Annotated in this window: 16 protein-coding genes and 1 pseudogene; 9 read left to right on the top strand and 8 right to left on the bottom strand. The window is 74.0% G+C overall.

What is annotated here, in order from left to right; translation table 11 throughout:
• Positions 1 to 99: 99 nt before the first annotated feature.
• Positions 100 to 279 (top strand): annotated as a pseudogene (locus OG867_RS31000) (IclR family transcriptional regulator); the annotation flags it as partial.
• On the opposite strand, the gene OG867_RS30995 reads toward OG867_RS31000, so the two are convergent.
• Positions 274 to 1,389 (bottom strand): SMI1/KNR4 family protein, encoded by a 1,116-nt coding sequence (locus OG867_RS30995; protein WP_406290431.1) that lies wholly within the window; start codon positions 1,387 to 1,389, stop codon positions 274 to 276. The pseudogene OG867_RS31000 and the gene OG867_RS30995 overlap by 6 nt on opposite strands.
• A 190-nt stretch (positions 1,390 to 1,579) precedes the next feature.
• On the opposite strand from OG867_RS30995, the gene OG867_RS30990 reads away from it, so the two are divergent.
• From OG867_RS30990 to OG867_RS30975, 4 genes are all read left to right on the top strand, one after another.
• Complete coding sequence (locus OG867_RS30990; protein ID WP_406290429.1) at positions 1,580 to 1,933, top strand: hypothetical protein; 354 nt, start codon at positions 1,580 to 1,582, stop codon at positions 1,931 to 1,933.
• Positions 1,934 to 2,149: 216 nt separating this feature from the next.
• Entirely contained in the window at positions 2,150 to 2,683 is a 534-nt protein-coding gene (locus tag OG867_RS30985) for a hypothetical protein (RefSeq protein ID WP_328898665.1), read from the top strand.
• Positions 2,684 to 2,760: 77 nt separating this feature from the next.
• Complete coding sequence (locus OG867_RS30980) at positions 2,761 to 3,873, top strand: PP2C family protein-serine/threonine phosphatase (RefSeq protein WP_406290426.1); 1,113 nt, start codon at positions 2,761 to 2,763, stop codon at positions 3,871 to 3,873.
• A 104-nt stretch (positions 3,874 to 3,977) separates the two neighbouring features.
• On the top strand, positions 3,978 to 4,994 hold the full coding sequence (locus OG867_RS30975; RefSeq protein ID WP_406290424.1) for a right-handed parallel beta-helix repeat-containing protein: 1,017 nt from the start codon (positions 3,978 to 3,980) through the stop codon (positions 4,992 to 4,994).
• A 38-nt stretch (positions 4,995 to 5,032) separates the two neighbouring features.
• Here the strand turns inward: OG867_RS30975 and OG867_RS30970 are convergent, their stop codons facing one another.
• Positions 5,033 to 5,749 (bottom strand): MBL fold metallo-hydrolase, encoded by a 717-nt coding sequence (locus OG867_RS30970; protein WP_328898668.1) that lies wholly within the window; start codon positions 5,747 to 5,749, stop codon positions 5,033 to 5,035.
• Between the two features lie 40 nt (positions 5,750 to 5,789).
• A complete protein-coding gene (locus OG867_RS30965) occupies positions 5,790 to 6,317 on the bottom strand; it encodes an isochorismatase family protein (protein WP_406290421.1) in 528 nt (175 codons plus the stop codon).
• 65 nt (positions 6,318 to 6,382) lie between these two features.
• Here OG867_RS30965 and OG867_RS30960 point away from each other — a divergent pair, with 65 nt between their 5' ends.
• The 4 genes from OG867_RS30960 (at position 6,383) to OG867_RS30945 (ending at position 10,526) form a co-directional block, all read left to right on the top strand.
• Positions 6,383 to 6,835, top strand: a complete 453-nt coding sequence (locus tag OG867_RS30960) for a MarR family winged helix-turn-helix transcriptional regulator (RefSeq protein ID WP_328898670.1) — start codon at positions 6,383 to 6,385, stop codon at positions 6,833 to 6,835.
• Positions 6,836 to 6,995: 160 nt separating this feature from the next.
• Positions 6,996 to 8,549: a phytoene desaturase family protein gene (crtI, locus tag OG867_RS30955; protein WP_406290418.1), complete on the top strand. Its 1,554-nt coding sequence runs from the start codon at positions 6,996 to 6,998 to the stop codon at positions 8,547 to 8,549.
• On the top strand, positions 8,536 to 9,522 hold the full coding sequence (locus OG867_RS30950; RefSeq protein ID WP_328898672.1) for a phytoene/squalene synthase family protein: 987 nt from the start codon (positions 8,536 to 8,538) through the stop codon (positions 9,520 to 9,522). Before crtI ends, OG867_RS30950 begins: the two co-directional genes overlap by 14 nt.
• A complete protein-coding gene (locus OG867_RS30945) occupies positions 9,519 to 10,526 on the top strand; it encodes a DUF5914 domain-containing protein (RefSeq protein ID WP_406290416.1) in 1,008 nt (335 codons plus the stop codon). Before OG867_RS30950 ends, OG867_RS30945 begins: the two co-directional genes overlap by 4 nt.
• A gap of 6 nt (positions 10,527 to 10,532) precedes the next feature.
• Here the strand turns inward: OG867_RS30945 and OG867_RS30940 are convergent, their stop codons facing one another.
• The 5 genes from OG867_RS30940 to OG867_RS30920 all read right to left on the bottom strand — a co-directional run bounded on the left by OG867_RS30940 (position 10,533) and on the right by OG867_RS30920 (position 17,506).
• Positions 10,533 to 12,086, bottom strand: coding sequence for an FAD-dependent oxidoreductase (locus OG867_RS30940; RefSeq protein WP_406290414.1), 1,554 nt, complete (start codon positions 12,084 to 12,086; stop codon positions 10,533 to 10,535).
• Positions 12,083 to 12,817: a class I SAM-dependent methyltransferase gene (locus OG867_RS30935; protein WP_328898675.1), complete on the bottom strand. Its 735-nt coding sequence runs from the start codon at positions 12,815 to 12,817 to the stop codon at positions 12,083 to 12,085. The genes OG867_RS30940 and OG867_RS30935 overlap by 4 nt, the downstream gene beginning before the upstream one ends.
• On the bottom strand, positions 12,814 to 14,013 hold the full coding sequence (locus OG867_RS30930; RefSeq protein ID WP_406290412.1) for a lycopene cyclase family protein: 1,200 nt from the start codon (positions 14,011 to 14,013) through the stop codon (positions 12,814 to 12,816). The genes OG867_RS30935 and OG867_RS30930 overlap by 4 nt, the downstream gene beginning before the upstream one ends.
• Positions 14,010 to 15,260, bottom strand: coding sequence for an NAD(P)/FAD-dependent oxidoreductase (locus OG867_RS30925; protein ID WP_406290409.1), 1,251 nt, complete (start codon positions 15,258 to 15,260; stop codon positions 14,010 to 14,012). Before OG867_RS30925 ends, OG867_RS30930 begins: the two co-directional genes overlap by 4 nt.
• 131 nt (positions 15,261 to 15,391) lie before the next feature.
• The gene (locus tag OG867_RS30920) at positions 15,392 to 17,506 is read right to left on the bottom strand and encodes a cellulose binding domain-containing protein (RefSeq protein ID WP_406290407.1); all 2,115 of its coding nucleotides are present in this window, start codon (positions 17,504 to 17,506) and stop codon (positions 15,392 to 15,394) included.
• Between the last annotated feature and the right edge of the window lie 156 nt (positions 17,507 to 17,662).

Below are 17,662 nucleotides of genomic sequence, written 5' to 3'. Positions count from 1 at the left end.
TCAGGTCGGGGTGAATGTAACGGCCACGGGAGTTGGGGCGTGAGGGCGTAACTGGCCAGAGATGTGCCCTGAGCGGCCGGAACCCCGGGGTCGGACCGCGTCGGCGTGAGCTGCATCGCCTCACCGGTCTTCGACGGCCCGACGGCGGTGGCGGCCCTGTCCGTGGCCGTGCCGCGCGCCCGGTTCCGGCCCGCCCAGCCGGCACCGGCCGTGCGCACGGCCGCCCTGGGGCTCTCCCGGGTCATGCGCGGCACGGGGACGGCCCGCGACGGCTCATGAGGACCGCGGCCGCCGGCGCTTCCGGGCATCGTGGCGGCCGGCCACGACGGCGCGGACGGCCCGGTCGCCACGGGGGTCGGCCATCAGGCGGGCGATGTCCCACCAGCGCAGCAGCACGGCCGGGAAGTGCGGCGGGATCGCGTTCAGGAGGTCCTGGTTGAACCGTGCGCGGACGCTCTCGTGGCGCAGGGCGGTCCGGATGTCGTCGAAGGACGGCGGCCGGTGGCGCAGCGTGGGCGGCAAAGCGGCCTCGTACTCCGGCGCCAGGTCGCGGCCGGGCTGGGCCATGATGTTCCCGCGCAGCGCGGAGGCGATGTCGTCCTCCAACCTCTCCTGGGCCGCTACGGCGCTCCCCCACCAGTGGTCCAGGAAGGCGGCGACGGCCTCCGGCTCGGCCAGGTCGAGGGCGTCGCGCCGCTCGTCGAACGCGTCGCGCTCGGCCCCGGGCAGGGCTTCCCGGATCGCGCCGAGGGTCTTGGCGGGATGGCGCGGCGGGGCCTGGCCGAGGTGGCGCACCCACGCGCCGCCGCGCTCGCCGTCGGGGGGTCCCCACACGAGGGCGCCGTGCAGCATGCCGGGCTTCTCCGGGCCCGCCGCTGTCAGGGGGGCTTCCAGGCTGACCGCCATGAGTTCGAGGTAGGCGGGCAGCGACGCGTACTCCCGGTCGCGCTCGCCGTACCTGGTCCAGCGGTGCACCTCCCCGGTCCGGCCGTCGAGGTAGAGGCCGGAGGCGGTGTCGTCGGGGTTGCGGGAGCAGAACGGAATCCAGGAGGGCTCCCAGAAGGGCGCGAGGTCCTCGCCTTCGCCGACCTCCTCCTGGATCCCCATCTGCCGCCGGTGGACCTCGGCCACGGCGTCGAGCGGCATCAGGGCCCAGTCGCCCAGCATGAGCCCCGAGCCGTTCACACCGTCCTCACCGGCGGAGAGCCGCCACACCGCTTTCAGCTCCTCCGGGACGTCCGTGCCCAAGGTGGCTTCCAGGGCGGCTATTTCGTCGTCGGATGCGTCGGCCCGGAGGGCCGCGTAGGACGGAGGGGTGTACGCGGCCAGCCATTCCAGGATCTGGGCCCAGGCCCGGGTGGCTCGGGTCGCCGGTGCGTCAGTAGTCATGCTCCTACGCTCGCATCACGCTGCGGCCCGTCACGCGGCGGGGCGGGGCAACACCCCTGAAGCGATAGGCCATTCGCCCTTGGAGAATCGATTCGACGGCCCCCGATCGGGGGAAGCCGTGTTGGCTCCCGGGCGGTGTGGGCATCCCTGGCACCGACCCGAAGGACAACAAGAAAGAGGACGATCCCCGGTGTCTCTTCGCTCTCTCACCCAGGCTGTCGGCGCGGCGGCCGGCGCGGCCGTGCTTCTCGTGGCCGTGCCCGGCTCGGCGTCGGCCGCGACCGGCCAGTTCCGCTACTCCTACACCACCGCGGACGGGTATGAGGCCGTCGGCTTCCTCCGCAACCCCGAGAGCGGCCGGTGCGTCAATCTGGACGCTCCCGCGTCCGTGCCGGGGGCCCCTTCCCGGGCGCCGAAGAACCTCACGGACGCCACCGCCATCGTCTTCCTCGACGCGGACTGCGAAGGCGACACCTCCTACGTCCTGCCGCCCGGCAAGGGCGCCTCCGACCGACTGCTGCTGAGGTCGGTCGTCTTCTCCTGAGCCACCCGGCCGAGGGGCTGTGTCCGGATGTCGCGGGCACGGCCCCTCGGCGCGCGGCGCCGAGGGGATTCCCGGGCGCCGCCGCGTAGGCGGACAGCCGCCGCTTCGGGTGAACCTGGGTTGTCACGCGCATGACGATCAGCCCGAAAGGGGACAGTCACGTCACCCGGCCGCACGGCGGACATCCCGGGGGACCGATCCCCCGAGGAGAACATCATGCGTACCATCGCCGCGTCCCTGGCGGGGGCCCTGGCTCTCGCCGGCGCCCTCGTCACCGCCGCCCCCGCCTCGGCGGACGACACGAGTCCGCTGCTGTGCACGGGCTCCGTCACCGTGGACTACTCCCCGCCGCTCGGCCCGCTCCCCCGCGCCACCTCGCAGAGCGTCACGGAGAAGCTCGGGACGGCCGGTGGCGGCAGCTGCGGCGGGCCCTTCACCTCCGGCACTGCCCACACCGTCTTCGACCAGCAGGTCAGCTGCCTCGCCCAGGGGCTCGGTGACACCCTCGTGCAGAACGTGGTGACCTACCACTGGTCCGGCGGGCAGACGAGCACCATCACCTACCCCGTCACCACCGTGGTCCACGCGGCGAACCAGGAGATCGTCACCTCCACGGGCACCGTCACCGCCGGCTACGGCGTGGGCTCGGTGTCCGAACGCATCGCCGTCTACCCGAGTCTCAGCCTCCTGGACTGCCTCGGCTCCACCATCACCCAGCAGACCGGACTGCTCACCGTCACCCTTCTCTGACGCGGCGTACCCCGCCCTCCGACCGGCCCCGCGAGTCCGACGATGCGGGCCGGGCGGGTGCGGTGTAGAGAGGAGTCATGGCGCAGCACGCCGAAAGACGCCGCCGGCCGCTGCGAGCGGGCCGGACACTGCTCGCTGTCCCCATCGGCTGGATCATCACGGTCTTCCTGGTGGACATATTCGCACCGCCCGGCATCCATCTGGGCCCGCTGCTCGTGGCGGCGCCCGCGATCACGCCCTCGATCGGCGGCCCCCGGGCGGTCGGGTTCGTGGCCGCGCTGGCGGTGATCGCGCAGACGGCGGTCGGGGTGCTGCGCGATCCGGACGAACTGCTCTCGGCGAACCACGAGGCGCAGATCCTCGCCCTGGCCCTGGTGGGGGTGTGCCTCGTGGTCTTCTGCGTGCTGCGGGAGCGCCGCGCCCGGGAGCTGGAGCAGGTGCGGTACGTCTCCGAGGCGGTCCAACGGGTGGTCCTGCCCCCGCTGCCCCGGCGTCTCGGGCCGTTGCGCACGGCCTCGCTCTACCTCGCGGCGGAGGCGGAGGCGCAGATCGGCGGGGACCTGTACGCGGCGGCGCGCACCGACACGGGGACGCGGCTGATCATCGGGGACGTACGGGGCAAGGGGGTGAGCGCGGTCAGCGACGCGGCGCTGCTGCTCGGCGCGTTCCACGCCGCGGCCCGGCACCGGGCGAGCCTGGACGAGCTGGTCGCCTATCTGGACGAGAGCGTGTCCTGGGGGCTGCCCGCGTCGGACGGGAACGGCCCCGGGGAATCGTTCATCACCGCCACCGTGCTGGACATCCCCGACCGGCACGACCGCGTGCACATGGTCTCCTGCGGGCATCCCCCGCCGGTCGTCCTGCGCGACGGACGGCCGCTGACCATGGACGCCGCCTCACCCGCTCCCCCGCTGGGGCTGGGCGGCCTGTCGCACCCGCGCTACCACATCGACAGCTTCGGGTTCGTCCCGGGCGACCTTCTGCTGCTGTACACCGACGGTGTCACCGAGGCCCGCGACGCCTCCCGCGCCTTCTATCCGCTCGCGGACCGCGTGACCGGCTGGGCCGGGGGCGACCCCGACTCCTTCATCGACCGTTTCCGCGACGATCTGCTGGGGTACGTCGGCGGGCGTCTGGACGACGACGCGGCCATGATCGCGATCGGGTACGGCGCCCCTCCCGGGGCCTGACGTCACTGGCCCGGCCCGGCTCCCCCTTGACGGCTCCGTTGGTCCAGTCCAATCTGGGGCACCGGTGATTTGTTGTGCCCCCGTCAAGATGATGAGGTCCCGCCATGCTCCGTACCCCTTCCCCTTCCGGCCGGTCCGGGCGACCCGTGGGGCGCACCGCTGTCGCCGCAGCGCTCGTCGGCGCCGGTCTGCTCGCCACACCCGGTGCCGCCTCGGCCGTGTCCGGGACCGCCGACGCGGCGGTGGTGCGGGTGACGAACGGCAAGGAGCTCAAGACCGCGCTGGCGACCGCCGTACCGGGGCAGACGATCGAGCTCGCGGACGGCTCCTACTCGGGCAACTTCAAGATCACGCGGGGTGGCACCGCGAGCGCCCCGATCACCCTGACCGGTTCACGGGCCGCGGTCCTCACCACCCCGTCGGGCGGCGGGAACGGCATCCAGCTCACGAGCGCGCCGTACTGGGTGATCCGGGGCATCACCGTCACCGGTGGCCAGAAGGGCATCATGATCGACTCGTCCGACCATGTCGTGGCCGACTCGGTGGAGATCCACCACACGACCATGGAGGGCATCCACTTCCGGACGTCGAGCAGCTACGGAGTCGTACAGAACTCGTCCATCCACGACACGGGCCTGTCGGGCAACGGCATGGGCGAGGGGGTGTACGTCGGCACGGCGAACACCCTCACGGACGCCAGCGACCACGTCCGCATCCTCGACAACGTCATCGGCCCCGGCGTCGGCGGCGAGAACATCGACATCAAGGAAGGCACCACGGGCGGCCTGATCTCCGGGAACACCTTCGACGGCGACGGTCTCACCGGGGCCAACTACGACGACTCATGGGTCGATATCAAGGGCAACGGCTACACGGTCGAGAACAACCGGGGCACCCACACCACCAACGACGGCTTCCAGACCCACACCCAGGACCCGGGCTGGGGCTGCGGCACGGTCTTCCGCGACAACACCGCGGACCTGACCGGCGCCACGGGCCCCACCCGCTTCGCCATCGACGTCACCAACTACTCCTCGTCGGACTGCCCCGCCACGGTGACCTCGGACAACCGGGAGACCGGCGGCGCCGGGACGGTCAACCCGGGCGTCCCCGTCACCTGACCGCCACCGTCGAGGACGCGATGCGCGCCGATACGTCATCAGCCCCCGGCGCCCGACCGGACCGCCCCGCCCACCTCGGCCGGCGAGATGCGCCAGGGCGCACCGTGACCGGGGAGCACCCACGAGGCCGACAGGCCGGCGATCCGGTCCAGCGAGGTGAGTGCTTCGGCGGGGTTGTCGGTGAAGGGCGCCGGCTGGGGGCCGGTGCGCCCGGTCAGGACGTGCCGCGTGGTCAGGGCGTCACCCACGAAGACCGCGTCGGCGAGCGGAACGTGCACCGCCACGCTGCCCGGGGAGTGCCCCGGCATGCCCACGATCACCGGGCCGCCGGGCAGGTCGAGGACATCGCCGTCGGCGATCTCCGTGACCGCTCCGACGTAGCGGGGGCGCAGGCCGTTCTTGCGGAGGGAGTATCCGAAGAAGCCGAGGGCGGGGCCCGGGCGCATGGGCCCGACGGCGACCTTGGGCTTCTCCCCCGTACGGGCGCGGAGCGCGTCGTCGGCGTGGACGAACACCGGTACGCCGTAGGTGGTGCGCAGACGTTCGGCGAAGCCGATGTGGTCCGAGTCGCCGTGGGTCAGCACGACCCCGCGGATGTCACCGGCGGACTTGCCCAGGGCGCCGAGTTCGCGCTGAAGGTCCCGCCAGTGGCCGGGCAGTCCGGCGTCGATGAGGGTGATGCCCTCGTCGGTGTCGACCAGGTAGCAGGACACGACGTCGTTGCCGAGACGGTGCAGATGGGGTGCGAGTTTCATGAGGTCTTCCTCCGGGAACGCGGGCGGGACTGGACAGGCCCTAGCTCATCAGGGCGTGCAGTGCGGTGATGGCCTGGCGGCCGGGGGGATCGGTGAAGTCGCGGACCATGGCCGTGACGAGGCTCGCCACCGAGGTCACGGAACCGCCCGCCGCCTCGACCTGCCGCAGCGCCGCGCTCTCCGTGCGCTCCGACATGCCGCCGCACGCGTCGACCGGGACGATCACGTCGTATCCGTCGGCCAGGGCGTCGAGCGCGGTGTGCAGGACCACGATCTCGGAGGTCACTCCGCAGATGACCAGGGTGTCGCGGCCCCGGGCCACCACCTCTTCGCGCCAGGGCCGGTCGTCCCAGCAGGACGGCCCGCCACGCACGTACGCAGGCGCTTCGGGGAGTTCGGCGATGACGCCGGGGCCGCCGAGCCGGGGCGCGGCCGACACGCTGAACGGGATGTCGAGCACCTGGGCGACCTGGCCGAGGGCTCCCGCCGAGCGCCTGATGTCCGCCGGGCCGTTCGTGCGGCTCAGGGCCACGATGCTGTCCTGCAGGTCGGCGAAGACCACCTGCACGCTACGAGGGTCGATCACTTCTCGCCTCAAATCATTCAACGCCTGAATGGTTTGAGGAAGGTAGCATGCTGTCTGTGAACGATGTCAAGTGGACCGAGACCCTGAGCTTTCGCCTGGGTTCCCTGGGCGCGGTGATCTCCGATCAGTACGCGGAGGCCCTGGCCGAGGTCGGCCTGAAGCCCAAGCACGTCGGCGTGCTGGGCGCCCTCGACGCGGGGCTGACCTCCTCGCAGCTGGAGATCGCCCGGCTGATGCGGGTGGCGCCCAGCCTCGTCGTGTCCCTCGCCGATCACCTGGAGTCCAAGGGCGCGATCAAGCGGCTGCGCGATCCGGCCGACCGGCGCCGCCAGGTTCTGAGCCTCACCGACGAGGGCCGCGAACTCCTCGGGCGGTGCACGGACATGGCGCTCGCGATCGACGCGCGGCTGGACGCCGGGCTCACCCCGCCCCAGCGGGCCGCCCTCCGTGACGCACTCGGCCGCCTGGCGGTGGCGTACGGCCTGCCGGTACGCGACTAGCACGCGCCCCGCTCCCCGGCACCCGAAACGTACTCCGACCGGAGGAATCGCGGGGCGACACGCCGTCCCGGGCCCCCGCGTCCGGCGGCGGCCGGGGTGAGATCGCCCGATGCGCGTCCCGGCAGGAGGCCGGCGTGCGCGCGAGCGAAAAGGGGGCCGGGTGAAGGGCGTGCCGGGGCCCACGGGCCATGTCGTCGTGGTGGGCGCGGGGTTGTCGGGGCTGGCCTGTGCCCTGCATCTGCTGGGGGCGGGCCGCCGGGTCACGGTGGTCGAACGGGACACGGGTCCCGGCGGCCGGGCGGGGCGGGTGCGGCTGGGCGGGTTCGAGACCGACACCGGTCCCACGGTGCTGACCATGCCGCATCTGGCCGACGAGGCGTTCGCCGCCGTGGGCGACAGCCTGTACCGCCGCGTCGAGCTGACGGCCCTGCATCCGGCGTACCGGGCCTGCTTCGCGGACGGGTCCTCGCTCGACGTGCACACCGACGGGGAGGCGATGGAGGCCGAGGTCAGGCGCTTCGCCGGTCCGGCGGAGGCGGCGGGCTACCGCGAGCTGCGGCGGTGGCTGGAGCGTCTGTACCGGGCGCAGATGAGCCGCTTCATCGACACGAACTTCGACTCGCCGTTCGGGCTGCTGCACCCGGATCTGGCCCGGCTCGCGGCACTGGGCGGGTTCGGACGCCTCGACGCCCGGATCGGCCGCTTCCTCTCCGACGAACGCCTGCGGCGGGTCTTCTCGTTCCAGTCGCTGTACGCGGGTGTGTCCCCGGCCAAGGCGCTCGCGGCCTACGCCGTGATCGCCTACATGGACACCGTGGCCGGCGTCTGGTTCCCGAAGGGCGGCATGCACGCGCTCCCCCGGGCGATGGCCGACGCGGCGGCGGAGGCGGGCGCCGATCTGCGGTGGGCGGCCGAGGTGAGCGCGCTGGAGCGTTCGGCGGGGCGGGTGCGGGCCGTGCGCCTGGCCTCCGGTGAGCGCATCGCCTGCGACGCGGTGGTGCTGAGCTGCGAACTTCCCGCCGCCTACGAGCTGCTGGGGCACCGCCCCCGGCGCCCGGTCCGGCCGCGCCACGCGCCGTCCGCCGTGGTCCTGCACGCCGGGACCGACCGCACCTGGCCGTATCTCGCGCACCACACGCTCTCGTTCGGCGGCGCGTGGGAGCGGACGTTCGAGGAGCTGACCCGTACGGGCGCGCTGATGAGCGACCCCTCGCTGCTGATCACGCGCCCCACCATGCACGACCCGTTGCTGGCGCCCCCGGGCCGCCATCTGCACTACGTGCTCGCCCCCTGCCCCAACACCACGACCGGTCCCCCGGCCGCCGCGTGGGCGGATCTCGGCCCGCGCTACCGCGACACCCTGGTCCGTGCACTCGAACGCCGGGGCCTGGACGGCTTCGCGGACAGCATCGAGGAGGAGCTTCTGGTGACCCCGCTCGACTGGACGGCCCGGGGCCACGCCGCCGGCACCCCGTTCTCCCTGTCCCACACCTTCGCCCAGACCGGCCCCTTCCGGCCGCGCAACCTCGTGCGGGGGACGGAGAACGCGGTCCTGGCGGGGTGCGGCACCACCCCGGGCGTCGGCGTGCCGACCGTGCTCATCAGCGGCAAGCTGGCCGCCGCCCGGATCACCGGCACCGGCGGGCCCCGCCCCCGCCGGGTGCGCACCGCCGCCTCTCCCCTGGTCCGGGCAGGTGCCGATGACCCGTCGTGAACTGGACGCGGCCGGCATCACCGATCCCGCGCTGCGCACCGCGTACGCCCGGTGCCGGGAGCTCAACGCCCGCCACGGCCGTACCTACTTCCTGGCCACCCGGCTGCTGCCGCCCGAGCGGCGGTCCGCCGTGCACGCCCTGTACGGCTTCGCCCGCTGGGCCGACGACATCGTGGACGACCTGGACCGGCACCGGACGCCCACCGAGCGCGACCGGCTGCTGCTGCGCCTCGAACGCGATCTGGCGCACGGGCTGAGGACCGGCACGGGCGACGAGCCGGTGGTCCGGGCCGTCGCCGACACCGCCGCCCGGTACGGCATCGGACACGACCTGTTCGCCGACTTCATGGTCTCGATACGGGCCGACCTGACCGTCACCCACTACCCCACCTATGCCGACCTGCAGACCTACGTGCACGGTTCGGCCGCCGTGATCGGTCTCCAGATGCTGCCGGTCCTCGGTACGGTCGTGCCCCGGCAGGAGGCCGAACCGCACGCGGCCGCGCTGGGGGTGGCGTTCCAGCTCACCAACTTCGTACGGGACGTGGGCGAGGATCTCGACCGGGGCCGCGTCTACCTGCCCGTCGATCTCCTCTCCTCCCACGGCGTGGACCGGCCGCTGCTGGAGTGGAGCCGGCGCACCGGGCGCGGGGACGCGCGCATCCGGGCCGCGCTGGTGGCCGCGACGGAGCTGACACGCGGGGTGTACCGGACGGCGGAGCCGGGCATCGGCATGCTCGATCCACGGGTGCGCCCCTGTATCCGCGCGGCGTTCACCCTCTACGGCGGCATCCTCGACGCGGTCGCCGCGCAGGACTACCGCGTCCTGCACCGCCGTGCGGTCGTCTCCCGGCGACGCCGCGCCGCCACGGCCGCCGCCGGGGTGCTGCGCGTGGCCGGGGCCCGGTGGCGGGCACACGGCCGGGCGGTGGCGGACGGCCCGGAGGCCGGGCGGAAGGAGCCGGTGCGGTGAGCCGGCGGAACGGGAAGCGGTGGTCGCCGCCGCTGCGGCTGCGCGGTTCCGGCCCCGGCTGGACGACGCAGGAGCCCACCTGGCGCGACGCGCGGCCCGCGCTCATCGCCGAGGCGCTGAAGCGGGCCACGACCCGCCCGTCCGGCAACTGGTACGTGGTGGGCGCCTCGCGCGAAGTGCGGGTCGGTGACCGCCCGTACGGCCGGACGGTCGGCGGCACGGAGGTCGTGCTGTGGCGTACGGACGGCGGTGCGCTGCGCGCCGGGTCCGGTGTCTGCCCGCACCTGGGCGCACCGCTGCGGGACAGCCGGGTGGTCTGCGGCACGCTGGTGTGCCACTGGCACGGACTCTCCCTGGACGGTGCCCCGTTCGCGGGCTGGCAGCCCTTCCCCGTGTACGACGACGGCGTACTCGTGTGGGTGCGGCTGGACGAGGTGGGCGGCGAGGAGCCCACCGGGCGGCCCGCGGTGCCCGGACGGCCCGCGCGCGGGGGCGCGGTGGACGCGGTGTTCACGGCGGTCGGGCGGTGCGAACCGCAGGACGTGGTGGCCAACCGGCTCGACCCGTGGCACGGTTCGTGGTTCCACCCGTACTCGTTCATCGATCTGTCGGTGGTGCGTGAACCGCGGGGCGACGAGGACGACGCCTTCGTGGTCGATGTGTCCTTCCGGGTGGCCGGGCGCCTGGTGGTCCCGGTGCGGGCCGAGTTCACGGCGCCGGGGCCGCGTACCGTCGTCATGCGCATCACGGACGGTGAGGGCGCGTCCTCCGTCGTGGAGACGCACGCGACGCCCCTGACCCGTCCGGATCACGAGCGCCCGCGCACCGCCGTCGTCGAGGCGACGGTCGCCGCCTCGGACCGGCCGGGCTTCGCGCTCGCCCGGGCCGTCGCCCCGGTGCTGCGGCCGCTGATACGCCGTACCGCCGGGCGGCTGTGGGTGGACGACCTGGCGTACGCGGAGAGGCGCTGGGCGCTGCGCAGCACCGGGCGCTTCCCGGGCTGACGCGTTTCAGGCACGCCCTGCGGCGGCGAGCGCCCGGAGTGCGCGGGAGCGGCCCCTCCGGGGCACCGTCCACAGCACCTGGCCCCGGACGCCCCGGTCGGCGAGCAGGGCGTTCGCCGCCAGGAAGCCGGTGGTGGCGGCGCGTTCCATGAGGGCGACGGGCAGGTCGCAGCGGATCGCGTCCCCGGCGAGGGCCAGCCAGGGGTGCGGGGTGCGCACGGCGGGGCGCAGCGGGTGGGAGCCGGCCTCGAAGAACGGGCAGTCGGAGCGCCACTCGTGCCGGGAGTCGACCACGCGGGCGTCGCGGGTCTCCGGGTACACCCGGTGCAGCCGGTCGATCAGCCGTTCCTGCACCTCCTTGTGTTCGGCGCCGGGATCGACGGCGTACGCGTGCAGTTCCACGACGGAGCCCCCGGTGCGCGCGGCCCAGCGGGCGGCTTCGCCCTCGTACCGGTCCAGGGTGCTGATGTTGTCGAGCCCGTCGTAGCCGCTGGTGCCGAGGAAGCCGGGCCGGTCCGCGCGGACGGGGCGGTCGAGCCAGAGCCGGGAGACGAGGAAGGGCGGTGCGGTGCGCAGGGCGGCGACACCGTCGCGCCAGGGTGCGGTGCCGAGGCCGGGCGACGCGGCGACGGTGTGCCGCAGCCCCTCGGTGTCGAGGGCGAGCACCACGGCGTCGTGGTGGTGGGTGCCGGTCCCGGTATGCACGTGGGCCCCGCCGCCGTCCCGAGGGTCGATCCGGTGCACGGGGGTCCCGGTCCGGAGGTCCGCGCCGAGGCCCTCGACGTACGCGGCGAGAGGTTCCCAGAGGGCCTGCGGAAAGGGCTCGGCCGGTACGTCGAAGAGCAGGCCCTCGGACGAGCCGAGGAAGTAGATGTGGAACATCAGCAGCAGTTCGGCGGCGGACAGCCGGCGCGGGTCGGCGAAGAAGCTGCGGGAGAACACCTCGAACGCGAGATGGTGGGCGGCCTCCGGGAAGCGCACGCTCTCCAGGAAGGCGGTCGCGCCGACACCGTCGAAGCGCTCGTACACCTCGGGGACGCGGACGTCGAGGAGCGGGAGCGCGGCCCGGGCGTCCAGGGCGGCCAGGTCCCGCAGGCCGAAGGTGGGGCTGAGCGCGACGAAGCCGAGCGCGCTGAGGGGCGGCGTCCTCGGGACCCGGGCGAAGCTGTCGGTCAGGCCGCCGCTGTGCCGCAGCGGGTAGTCGGGCAGCGGGACGAGGCGGTCGAGGGCGGGGTCGGTACGCCGGAGGAGGCCGCGCAGGTTGTAGTACTGGCGGAAGAACGCGTGGAACCCGCGGGTCATCGTCACCTGTGAGCCGTCGGCCAGCACGGTGCGGTGGCCGGCGAGGCGGCCGCCGAGTGCGTCGTCCTTCTCGTACAGGGTCACCCGGGCGCCGCGCTCGGCCAGCAGGGTCGCCGCGGACAGGCCGGCGATTCCGCCCCCGACGACGGCGACGGACGGTTCGTCACCTCGTCGGAAGCGTGGTGCGCCGGGTGCGGGCAGGAGGACCTCGGCCTTGCGGTCGCGGCCTCGTCGGGCGGCGGGGGGTCGGGCGTTCACGCGGCGTGCTCCGGAGTCGTGGCCGGCCGGCCGTTGCGGGCGAGGAAGGTGTGCACGATGCCGGTCTGCCAGCCGGCGACCGGGACCACCCGCACCGAGGTCAGACCGGCCCGGGCCAGCCGGCCGGCGAAGGCGGGTGCGGTGTCGAAGGAGGTGACGCTGCGCCAGAGGTGGCGGTAGAGGGGACGGTCGCCGGTGAGCGTGCCCGCCGGGATGATCACCCCGTGGCAGACGGCGGTCCACAGCGCCCGGTGCGCCCGGGAGCCGCTGAGGCTGTACTCGTGCACGGCGAGGCGTCCGCCCGGCACCAGCAGGGCCCGTACGGATCCGAGGACCGCGTCCGGGTCGCTGACGTTGCGGAACAGGTAGGCGGCGAACACCGCGTCGAAGGGGCCTTCGCCTGCCGTGGTCAGCTCCTCGGCGGTCAGGTGGAGGAAGCGCACCCGGGCCGGCCAGGGCTTGGTCAGGGCGCGGCGCAGTATGCCCGCCGACGCGTCCACGGCCGTGATCCTGGCCAGGGGCGCGGCGGTGAGCAGGGCCCGGGTGGAGGCACCGGTGCCGCATCCGAGGTCGAGGAGGTGCAGTCCGGCGCCGCCGCCGGGGATGCGGAGGCGGCCGGCCGAGCGCAGGAGGTCGGTGCGGTAGCCGGGGTTGAGGGAGGTCAGGCCGTCATAGGTGCGGGAGGCGTGGTCGAAGGCCCGGGCCAGGTCGTGGTCGCGCAGCAGGGTCATCGGTGGCTCTCTCCGTCTGTGGCGGTGGACCGGGTCCGGCGCGGGAGGAAGGGCAGTTCGGCGGCGGTGGCGAGCATCGGCCGGACGGGGGTGCGCAGCCCGATGCCCCACTCCTCCCGGAGCGAGGCCGTGCCGTCGAGGAATCTCAGCAGCCGCTCGGCCGGGACGCGGCGGAACAGGCCGGTGAAGAAGTCCGGGCCGTCGATCCGGCCGGTGTCCAGCGCGCGGAGCACGATGGCGTCCATGGCGAGCGCCCGCCGGCCGTGGGGGGCGGGGACGGCGCCCCGGCCGTCGCCCAGGGCGGCGGCGATGGCGCGGGCCTGGCGTTGCACGGCGGCGAAGGTGTAGCCGGTGGCCGGGCGGGTGGCGCCGCCCGCCGTACCGATCCGGAAGACCGAGGGCCCGGCCCGGTGCGGGAACCGGGCGTCCGTCATCGGGATCGCCCCCTGCTCCGTGCGCTCCACCGTGAGCGCGCCGAGCCGGAGGACGTCGCGGCAGTAGTGGCCGAGCGCCGACTCGTACGCCTGAGTGGTCAGCGGCCGTCGGGAGAACTCGGTGTACTCCACGAGCGCCCGGTCCGGGGCCAGGGGCAGCACGTAGCCGAACGCGAGTCCGTGGCCGGGCTGGGGGACGCGGAAGTCCATCAGGTCGGCGACCCCGGGATCGAACCGGTCGGTGGCGGTGCGGACGAACCAGCCCCGGAAGTGCTGGAGCAGCTGGGTGCGGGCGGGCGGCAGGGCGGGCAGGGGCCGGGAGTCGAACACGCGACGGGCGCGCACGCCGACCGTGGAGCCGTCCGGCAGCGTGCACCGGACCTCGGCGCCGCCGGGCACCGCGCGCACCGCGTCCGCCGTGGCCCGCAGCACGTGTCCGCCGTCCGCCCGGGCCAGGCGCCCGTGGACCAGGCGTTCGAAGTCGGCGGAGCGCACCATGCGGTAGGTGAAGGGGGCCGGTTCGACGGTGACCGGGCGGCCGTCGGCGCCGTGCACACGCAGCACGGACCAGGACGCGCTGACGGCTCCGTCGAGGCCGTCCGCCTCCGCGTGCCAGTAGCACCAGGTCCGCTCCGCCGGGCGCGGCGGGCCGTCCGGCGGCTCGATCACGGTCACGGTGGCGGCGCCGCTCTCCGTCAGACGGTGCGCGAGGCTGAGCCCTGCCGCGCCGCCCCCGACGACGGCCACGTCGCAGCGGCTCATGTCCGGCGCGCCAGGTCCGCCGCCACCTCCCGGGCGGCCCGGGTGCCCGAGGCGAGGGCGCCCTGGACGGAGCCGGTGGCCCGGTGGTCGCCGCACACGTACCGGCCGGGGCCGACGCGGGTGGTGCGGCTCAGCGGCCAGGGCGGGCGCATGGCCGGCAGGGCGCCCTCGACCGTGCGGGCGGCGATCCGCGTCCAGCCGCTCGTGTCGGTGGCGTACAGGTCGGCCAGGCGCCGCAGCACCGCCTGCGCACCGCCCGGGAGTTCGGCGCCCAGCACGGAGGTGGAGACCAGCGCGGTGCCGGGAGGCGCGTACGTGGGGGCGACCTCGCTGAGTACGCAGGTGTTCAGGACCGGTCCGGTGCCGTCCACGAGCAGGGTCGGTTCGGCGAGCGGGGTGCGGTCGGTGGCGTGGTAGTACGTCGTGACGGTGCGGGTGTCCGGGACGGTCAGGTCCGGCAGCAGGCGGGCGGCGGCCGCCGGTTCCGTCGCCACCACCACGATGCTCGCGGGTACTTCGCTCCCGTCCTCCAGGGCGACCCCCGTGTCCGTGATCTGTGCGACGGGGGCGCCGAGCCTGAGGACGCCGTCGGGGAGCCGCTGGGCGAGCTGGTGGGGGACGGCGCCGATGCCCTGCGCGGGCAGGCACAGCGTCCCGCGCACCATGCTCCGCCAGACCAGGTGGAAGAAGCGGGCGGAGGTCTCCAGGCCGTCCTCCAGGAACACCCCTGCCAGGAACGGCCGCAGTACGCCGGTGATCACGTCGTCCGACAGGCCGGCCCGGAACAGCGCCGCCGAGGTGGTTTCGTCGCGGCGGCGCCTGACCGAGGAGGCGGGGAGCATGGCGTCGCGTGCCGTGAGTGCCGCCAGGACGCCCAGATCGCGGGCGGAGAGGACCCGGCCCGGGAACAGGGCCCCCACCGCGCCCTGTTCCCGCGTCGGGTCGGCGAGGCGGACGGGGCCCGTCCGGGTGTGCGCGATGATGCCCGCGGTGAACGGCCGCAGGCGCAGGCTCCTCAGATCCAGGCGCCGTTTCACCTGCGGATACGAGGTGTTGAACACCTGGAAGCCGCGGTCGAGCAGGAATCCGTCCCGGCGGTCCGTGCGCATCCGGCCGCCCACCGAGTCGGACGCCTCAAGGAGGGCGACCTTCAGTCCGGAGCGGCAGAGATCCAGCGCGCAGGCCAGTCCGGCCAGTCCGGCTCCGACGACGACGGCGTCCGTGGGCCGGCGGTGCTCGTCGGTCATGCTGCTCCTCGCCCCGGCGGTCGTTCGGTCCAGCGGACCACGTTCCGCGGGCCGATGCGAGGAGCCACGCACGTGCGGACCGGGTGACGTACGGGGAGCCCCGGACCGAGGGAGCTCCCCGTGCGCGGGCGTCAGCCGCCCGAGCAGACCGCGCCGTTCAGGCGGAAGACGGCCGGGTCGGGGTTGGGGCCGTCGTTGGCGCCGACGAACCCGAAGGAGGCGGTCGAACCGCCGTCCGGCGCCAGCGGGCCCGCGCCGTCCGGAGCGGTCACCCGCACATGGGAACCGGTCTGGTGGAACGTGGCGTTCCAGCCGGAGTCCACCGACTGGCCCGTGGTCGGCCAGTCCCAGTCCACCGTCCAGCCCGTGATCGGCGTGTCCGCCAGATTCCGCACGTTCACGGTGGTCACGAAGCCGTTGCCCCAGCTGGAGTCCCGGTGGTACGTCACCGAGCAGACCGCGTCCGCCGGGGTGCCGGTGCTGAAGGTCAGGGGCGAGGACGGGCCGGAGAGCCGCCCCGCCGAGTCGGCGGCCAGCACGTTGACCGTGTGGGTGCTGCCCGGTGGCAGGTTCCGCAGGGTGACGGAGGTGCCGGTGGTCTCGCCGACCAGGCGGGTGTGGGCGCCGTCGCGCTCCTGGACCAGGTAACGGGTCGCGCCCGTCGCGCCGTCCCAGGTGAGGCGCGCGGTGGTGTCGGTGACCGCGTCCGGGCGCGGGGTGCCCGGGGTGCTCGCGGCCGAGGCGGCCGGCCCCGTACCGGCCTTCGGTTCGAGGGTCACGGTGAGCAGTGCGTACGGGGGCACGGTGACCCGGGCCGCGGACGCGTCGCCGTCGGTGACCTCGGTGATGTCGCTGTCGCCGCGTGCGTAGCGGCTGACCGCAGGCGCGGTGGCGGACGGGGTGAAGCCGTCGTAGTCGAGGGCGACGGTCCGTGCGGTGTCCGGGTCCTTGTTGACGAGCATGACGCTCAGCCGTCCGTCGTCGCGGAGCACGGCGTGCGCCGAAATGTCCTGCGCGGAGGACTCGGCGGCGACCATCGTGTCGCCCGCGGTGCCCAGTTCGGCGGTCATCTTCATCCCGTAGTACGGGGGGAAGGGTGTGTTCGGTGCCGGTTCGCAGATGTCGCCGGTGCAGGCGCCGCTGGACAGCATGCCCATGTCGCCGTAGTCGGTCTCCCCGTCGACGGTGGTGATCTCCCCGGCGCCGTTGTGGGTGTTCCACCAGTCGACGTTGAACACGCCGTTCTCCAGCGCCGTCATGAACGCGTCGGCGGCGAACAGGCCGTTGGGGCGGGCGGTGAGCCGGGCGCCACCGGTGTTGGTGTTGATCTCGGTGAGCGCGATCCCGATGTCGGGTGAGTGCGCGCCCGCGACCCGGTCGATCTGGTTGCGTACCTCCCGGAGTTCACCGGGCAGCTTGGCCAGCTTCGACAGGGCCGCGTCGGCGGTGGTGTCCGAGCCGCCCGCGTACCAGTGCACGCTGACGAAGTCGATGACGTCGGCCACCGCCGGGAGCACGGTGTGGTTCCAGTCGCCGGAATCGCCGTCTCCGACGACTGCGTCCGGCCACTCCCCCGGGCTGGTGAGGACCGCGCCGATCTTGACCGTGGGGTCGACGGCCTTCATCGCCGCCGCGTAGGCGCGCACCTCGCGCGCGTACTCCTGCGGGCTCTTGTCCGCGTGCTCGTCGTTCTCCCAGCCGCTGCCGTAGTGGCCGTTGCCGTAGATCTCGTTGCCGATCTCCCAGTACTTCGCGCCGTACTTCTTGGTGACGTTCGCGTACCTGACCCAGCCGGCCGCCTCCTCCGGGGTGCCGGAGCCGTAGTTGGCGATGAGGATCGGCTGCGCCCCGGCGTCGCGGACGGTGCCCATGAAGGCGTCGAAGCCGGTGCCGGGGGCGACGTAGCCGCCAGGTGCCGTGTGCGTCTCCCAGTGGTAGATGTCCGCGTACGAACCTCCCGGGTAGCGCATCACCCCGACGTCGGCCGCCGTCATCAGGTCCGCCACCTCGGGGTCGTTCATGTGCGCGTCCCAGATGGCGGTGTTCACCCCGCGGGCGGCTCCGGTCAGCGTGCCCAGCGCCGCCTGGGCGTTCACCTGTACGTCAACGTCCGCGTCGGCGGCGGCCTGCGGTGCGGCGGGGGCCGCGCCGGTCAGCGAGGCCACCACGGCGAGCGAGGCGGCCAGGACGGCGGCGGCGCGTGCGAGGTGGCGGGGGCCTTGCGGGGATCTGTGCGTTGGCGCCATGGGGGATCCTTCCTGGGATCTCGGCGGCACGGGTGGAGTGGGACAGAAGCATGGGAGCGCTCCCATGATGGGGAGGGGTGTGACGCCCTGTCAACGGCCGCGGCACGCAAGGGAACCGAGCCGAATGGGGGCTTCCGGAGCGGCCCCGGTCTTCTC

Origin of the sequence: Streptomyces sp. NBC_00209 (assembly GCF_045206345.1) — a bacterium.
In the GTDB taxonomy this organism is placed as follows: Bacteria; Actinomycetota; Actinomycetes; order Streptomycetales; family Streptomycetaceae; genus Streptomyces.
The sequence above is the reverse complement of the archived record's forward strand: the minus strand, read 5'-3'. Positions and strand labels throughout refer to the sequence as shown.

What these genes read in the sequence shown, in the direction of transcription:
- OG867_RS30970 (WP_328898668.1), bottom strand. Translation starts at nt 5,749, where the DNA reads ATGAAACTCGCACCCCATCTGCACCGTCTCGGCAACGACGTCGTGTCC.
- OG867_RS30960 (WP_328898670.1), top strand. Translation starts at nt 6,383, where the DNA reads ATGCTGTCTGTGAACGATGTCAAGTGGACCGAGACCCTGAGCTTTCGC.
- OG867_RS30930 (WP_406290412.1), bottom strand. Translation starts at nt 14,013, where the DNA reads ATGAGCCGCTGCGACGTGGCCGTCGTCGGGGGCGGCGCGGCAGGGCTC.
- OG867_RS30920 (WP_406290407.1), bottom strand. Translation starts at nt 17,506, where the DNA reads ATGGCGCCAACGCACAGATCCCCGCAAGGCCCCCGCCACCTCGCACGC.
- OG867_RS30980 (WP_406290426.1), top strand. Translation starts at nt 2,761, where the DNA reads ATGGCGCAGCACGCCGAAAGACGCCGCCGGCCGCTGCGAGCGGGCCGG.
- OG867_RS30925 (WP_406290409.1), bottom strand. Translation starts at nt 15,260, where the DNA reads ATGACCGACGAGCACCGCCGGCCCACGGACGCCGTCGTCGTCGGAGCC.
- OG867_RS30950 (WP_328898672.1), top strand. Translation starts at nt 8,536, where the DNA reads ATGACCCGTCGTGAACTGGACGCGGCCGGCATCACCGATCCCGCGCTG.
- OG867_RS30995 (WP_406290431.1), bottom strand. Translation starts at nt 1,389, where the DNA reads ATGACTACTGACGCACCGGCGACCCGAGCCACCCGGGCCTGGGCCCAG.
- OG867_RS30975 (WP_406290424.1), top strand. Translation starts at nt 3,978, where the DNA reads ATGCTCCGTACCCCTTCCCCTTCCGGCCGGTCCGGGCGACCCGTGGGG.
- OG867_RS30935 (WP_328898675.1), bottom strand. Translation starts at nt 12,817, where the DNA reads ATGACCCTGCTGCGCGACCACGACCTGGCCCGGGCCTTCGACCACGCC.
- OG867_RS30985 (WP_328898665.1), top strand. Translation starts at nt 2,150, where the DNA reads ATGCGTACCATCGCCGCGTCCCTGGCGGGGGCCCTGGCTCTCGCCGGC.